We start from the raw sequence: 4,742 nt of genomic DNA on the forward strand, positions 1-4,742 counted from the left end.
GTTCGGGTTCACAAAAGAAGACGGTCGGGCCCCAGCTCATCCACGGTATCGGCACCTGAGGGGCGACGGGCTCTCGACCGCCGCCACGGATCAGGCAACCACCTGGTCCGTGGCACCTCAATTATGCACGATTCCAAACACACAAGGGGCGGCGCTCCGTTTGGCCGATAGCGAACCGGCGCCAGGAAACCTCAGTTCAACCCCAGCGTCCCGCGCAGCTTGGACAGATCTTCCGCCAGCGCCGTCACCGGGCCGGCCAGCGCCTTGCGGTCGGCGTCCGACAGCTTGTCGTAGGTCTGGAAACCGTCCGCTGTCTTGTACTTGGCAAGAATGCCGTCGACGGTGGCGAAGTTATCGTTCACGGTCTTGATCAGCTGAGGGTTTTCCTTCGAAACCAGCGGCTCGACCAGCGCCACGATCTTCTGCGCGCCGTCGATATTGGCCTGGAAGTCCCACAGGTCGGTGTGGCTGTAGCGGTCTTCCTCGCCCGAGATCTTCGAAGAAGCCACCTCTTCCAGCAGGCTGGCGGCGCCGTCGATGGCCTTCTCCGGCGGCACGGTCAGGCCGGCGACGCGCTTCTGCAGGTCGAGCACGTCGGCGTTCAGCTTGTCGGCGAGCGGGGCAAGACCGTCGGTCGTGCTCTGGCTGAACAGGCCGTATTCGATGCGGTGGAAGCCGTAGAAATCCGCCGACTTCTCCTTTTGCTCATGGTCGTCGGCGCGCGAGTCGATGGCGGTGTCGAGGTCGGAGAACAGTTCCGCGATCGGCTCGATCGTCTCGTAATTGACGCGGGCCGGCGCATAGAGCGCCTTGGCCTTGGCGAGATCGCCCGCCTTGACGGCGTCGGTGAAGGCCTTGGTGCTGGTCACCAGCGTGTCGATCTTGCCCTGGACATAGAGCTTGTAGTCGGCGATCGGCTGGACGAGGTCGAGGGGCGAGACGGCGGCGTGGGCCGGCGCGAGGCCGGTCAGCAAGGCGACGGTGGCGGCGGCAAGCAGGTTCTTCATTGGATATCCTCTCACTGTGGGAAGTTGGGTTCGTGCTTCAGGCATGTGTCGCGGCCATTTCGAGCAGCGAGCGGCCGAGATAGTCCTGGTCGTCCCTCACGCCCGGCAGGGCGAAGAAATAGCCGCCGCCGAAGGGCTTGATGTATTCCTCCAGCGCCTCGCCGTTGAGGCGGTTCTGGACGGCGACAAACCCCTGCTCGAGGTCGGCCTGGTAGCAGATGAACAGCAGGCCCATGTCCATCTGGTTGGATTTGCTGACGCCGTTCGAATAGTTGAACGGGCGGCGCAGGATCAGGTGTTTCTGCGCTTCGGCATCGCGCGGATTGGCAAGCCGGATATGCGCGTCGAGCGGCGTGGTCTTGCCTTGCGGGTCGTTGGCGAAGTGGGGAACATCGGCTTCGCTGGCGCCGCCCTCCAGCGGCGCGCCGCTGGCCTTCTGGCGACCGATGATGGTCTGCTGTTCCTGCAGCGGCGTGCGGTCCCAGCGCTCGACGAAATTCCTGATGAGGCGCACCACCTGGTAGGAACCGCCCGCCGTCCAGCCGGGTTCGTCGCTGCCGGGCTGCACCCAGACGATGCGCTTCATCAGCTCTGCGTCGGTGGAATCGGGATTGGCCGAACCATCGCGAAATCCGAGGAAGTTGCGGGCGCTCTGTTTCGGTTTGCCGGGATCGGGCGGCCGCACCGGCACCGACCCTTCCTGTTTCCAGCGCAGCAGCAGCGAGTCAGGCGTGTTCTTCACGATGTCGCGCAAGGCGTGGATGTTGGTGTCGGGCGTGTTCGAGGAGAACTGCAGCAAGAGGTCGCCATGGCAGAACTCTTCCTTCAGCGCGTCGTTGGAGAACGACGCCATGCGCGCCAGGTGCCTGGGTTTCAGCGCCTGCAGGCCGAACCGCTCATCGAACAGCGAAGCGCCGAACGAGGTGGTGATCGTCAGATTGTCCGGCGTCACCACGGGCCCGAGAATGCCGGAATCGGCGGCTGGGAATTTGGGATCGAGTGCCGGCGGCGTGCCGCCTGTCATCAGGAACGCCGTGCGCTCGGTCAGCGTGCGCAGCAGCCGCTGCAGACCGGCCCGGTTCTGGGCGAGCACATCGAACGAGGCGACCAGCCCGGCGGCCGGGCGGGGCGTGACGATGCCCGGCTGGTGCTCGCCATGGAAGGGTTGGCGCTGATCGATCGTGTCGCTTTCCGGTGCATTGGTCACGCTGCCGGCGCTCGCCGCCACGGCTACCTGCGGCGCCAACGCCCCGGCGACGGCGCCGATCAGCACCGAGCGGCGCGAGGGTGACAGGGCCGCCTTCGGCTCCTGGGTTTTGTCCCTGGCTGTCATTGGCTGAGATCCATGGTTTCACGCAATCTGGAAAGATCGCCGGCAAGCACTGTCGCCGCCTTGCCAAGTCCGGCCTTGGCGGAATCGGACAACGCATCGGCGGCCTCGGCGCGCCGCGTCGCGATCATGTCGCCCAGCACGGCGAAATCCCGGTCGAGCGCCGCCACGATGTCGGGCGCGGTCTTGATGGCCATGGGCCGCAAGAGGTCGAAGACCTTGCGCACGCCGGTGAACGCCGCCTCGAAGGAGGTGAGGTCGCCATGCGCATAGGGGCTGTCGCCGAAAGCTGGACCCGGGGCCGCAAGCCGCTCCAGGATCGCGCCCGATCCGCTGACCATGCTTTCCGGCATGATGCGCAGCTCGTGGATGCGCGTCTTGAGCGCCGCCGCGTCGCTGATCAGCTTGTCGGCGACGGGAGCGAGGCCGTCGGTGCTGCCCTGGCTGAACAGCCCGTATTCGAGACGGTGCAGGCCCTGGAAACCAGGATCGGCCTCGCGCTGGCCGAACGCCTCGGCGCGCGCGTCGATGGCGGCGTCAAGGTCCGAGAACAGCGGCGATACAGGCGCCAGGCGCGCATAGGCGGCCTCGGCTGCCGGATAGAGAGCCTTTGCCGCCGGCACATTGCCCGCCTTCACCGCACCGGCGAAAGCGGTGGCCGCGGTCTCGAAGCCATCGGCCTGTGTCGCCAGGTACACCTTGTATTCGGCGAGCGCGCCGATATAGGCGGCGAGATCGGGCTTGCGGGCCGCGCCCGCATCGGCGGCAGGCAGGACGTGCAGCGTGCCGCGAGGGTTCGAGAGCAGGCCGCAGGTGATGGCGTAGTCGCCGGGTTCGAGCCGCGTGGCAAGCGTCTGGGTGAAGCCGGGCGCGATGTTCTCACGCTCTTCGAGCACCATAACGCCGTCGAGGATTTCCCATTCCACCGCGCGGTCGGACCGATTTTCGATCTGGAAGACATGCTTGCCGGCAGGAACGGTGAGTTCATTGGGCTCGCAGGATTTTCCGGTGATCGCCACGGTCGTCGCCGATGTGGCGTCACGGCGGCCTTTCTGCGCGACCTGCGTCGCATAGGTGAAGGCAGCGCCGGCAGCCAGCAGCAGCGCGACCGAAACCGCCAGGCCGGCCCGGACCGCCGCGCGTGGCAGGGTGGGGTTTTGAGGGTTCGCGCTCATGTCGCTGGCCGCCCCTGTTTGGAAGCCGATGCTGCTTGCATGCCCGGCCGGTCGGCCAGGAAGAGCCACAGCGACGGCAACAGGAAGGCGAGATAAACGACGATCTCGCTCAATGTCGGCGCATCGATGTAGCCGAAAATGCCCGACAGGACAGAGCCCAGCGGGCTGTCCATCGGCAGCACGCCGCTGATGTCGAAGACGATCTGCTGGCCATGGTTCCAAAGGCCGGCTTCATGCAGCGCGTTGACGGAATTGGCGAGCAGGCCGGCGGCGACGATCAGGATGAAGGCGCCGGTCCAGCGGAAGAAGCGCCGGAAATTGAGCCGCACCGCGCCGGCATAGATGCCGTAGCCGACGGCCGCCGCCAGCACCACGCCGGCCAACGCCGCCAGCGGCGCGAAACTGTTTTCCTGCTGGAAGGCGGCGAGCAGGAAGAACACCGACTCGACGCCTTCGCGCGCCACGGCGAGGAACACCATGGCGATCAGACCGAACCCCTTGTTCGTCGGCGTCTCGAAGGCCGCGTCGATGGAATGGTGCAGCTCCGCCTTGATCGAGCGCGCCGCCTTGCGCATCCAGAAGACCATGGAGGTCAGCACGCAGACGGCGACGAGGCCGATGACCGCCTCGAACAGTTCCTGCGCCTTCTGCGGGAATTCAACGCTGGCGAACTGCAGGATGGCGCCGACACCGAGTGAGAAGGCGAGCGCCAGGAAAATGCCGATCCACACCACCGGCATCCAGGCGCCGCGCCCGGTGCGGTCGAGGTAGCTGGCGATGATGCCGACGATAAGCGCCGCCTCGACGCCCTCGCGGAACATGATCAGGAACGGTACCAGCATTTTCGTTCAGCCGCGCCCGCTTGGAGGTCTTTGAAAGCTGTACCTGCCCCGGGTTTGTCGCCGTGAAGGCGCACGGAAATCCTGTGCAGAACTGTCAGCTTTTATTCACGACCATTCCGGCTGCACAAGGGAGCCGCGATCACATCACCGAGATGGCGGCGTGATCGCGACAGCCCTGTTTCACATGGGCGTCACGTCATTGAGGGCGCCGGCATGCTTTCTGGTCCAGGCCTGGATGGAAGTCGGGCGAAAGCCATCGAGGCCGGGCTGATCGACATAGGCCGGCGCGAGGATAGCGTCGGCGTCGTCCCTGTGACTCCGGAAATATCGGAACTTCGATGCCACGCGCCGGCCCATGCCGGGCCCCATGGTGGCATCGACCGAGCGC

The 4,742-nt window shown here is 65.8% G+C and carries 4 protein-coding genes and 1 pseudogene; all 5 read right to left on the minus strand.

All coding sequences use genetic code 11. From position 1 onward, the window contains the following. Nucleotides 1-191: 191 nt before the first annotated feature. On the minus strand, nucleotides 192-1,007 hold the full coding sequence (gene efeO / locus J0I79_RS03400; RefSeq protein ID WP_292855318.1) for an iron uptake system protein EfeO: 816 nt from the start codon (nucleotides 1,005-1,007) through the stop codon (nucleotides 192-194). A gap of 37 nt (nucleotides 1,008-1,044) precedes the next feature. Further along, the gene (efeB, locus tag J0I79_RS03405; protein ID WP_292855319.1) at nucleotides 1,045-2,340 is read right to left on the minus strand and encodes an iron uptake transporter deferrochelatase/peroxidase subunit; all 1,296 of its coding nucleotides are present in this window, start codon (nucleotides 2,338-2,340) and stop codon (nucleotides 1,045-1,047) included. Further along, nucleotides 2,337-3,512: an iron uptake system protein EfeO gene (efeO, locus tag J0I79_RS03410; protein WP_292855320.1), complete on the minus strand. Its 1,176-nt coding sequence runs from the start codon at nucleotides 3,510-3,512 to the stop codon at nucleotides 2,337-2,339. Before efeO (J0I79_RS03410) ends, efeB begins: the two co-directional genes overlap by 4 nt. Then, nucleotides 3,509-4,354, minus strand: coding sequence for an iron uptake transporter permease EfeU (efeU, locus tag J0I79_RS03415; RefSeq protein ID WP_292855321.1), 846 nt, complete (start codon nucleotides 4,352-4,354; stop codon nucleotides 3,509-3,511). Before efeU ends, efeO (J0I79_RS03410) begins: the two co-directional genes overlap by 4 nt. A gap of 180 nt (nucleotides 4,355-4,534) precedes the next feature. After that, nucleotides 4,535-4,742, minus strand: a pseudogene (locus J0I79_RS03420) (hypothetical protein); the annotation flags it as partial.

Origin of the sequence: Mesorhizobium sp. (assembly GCF_017306585.1) — a bacterium.
Classification (GTDB): Bacteria; Pseudomonadota; Alphaproteobacteria; order Rhizobiales; family Rhizobiaceae; genus Mesorhizobium.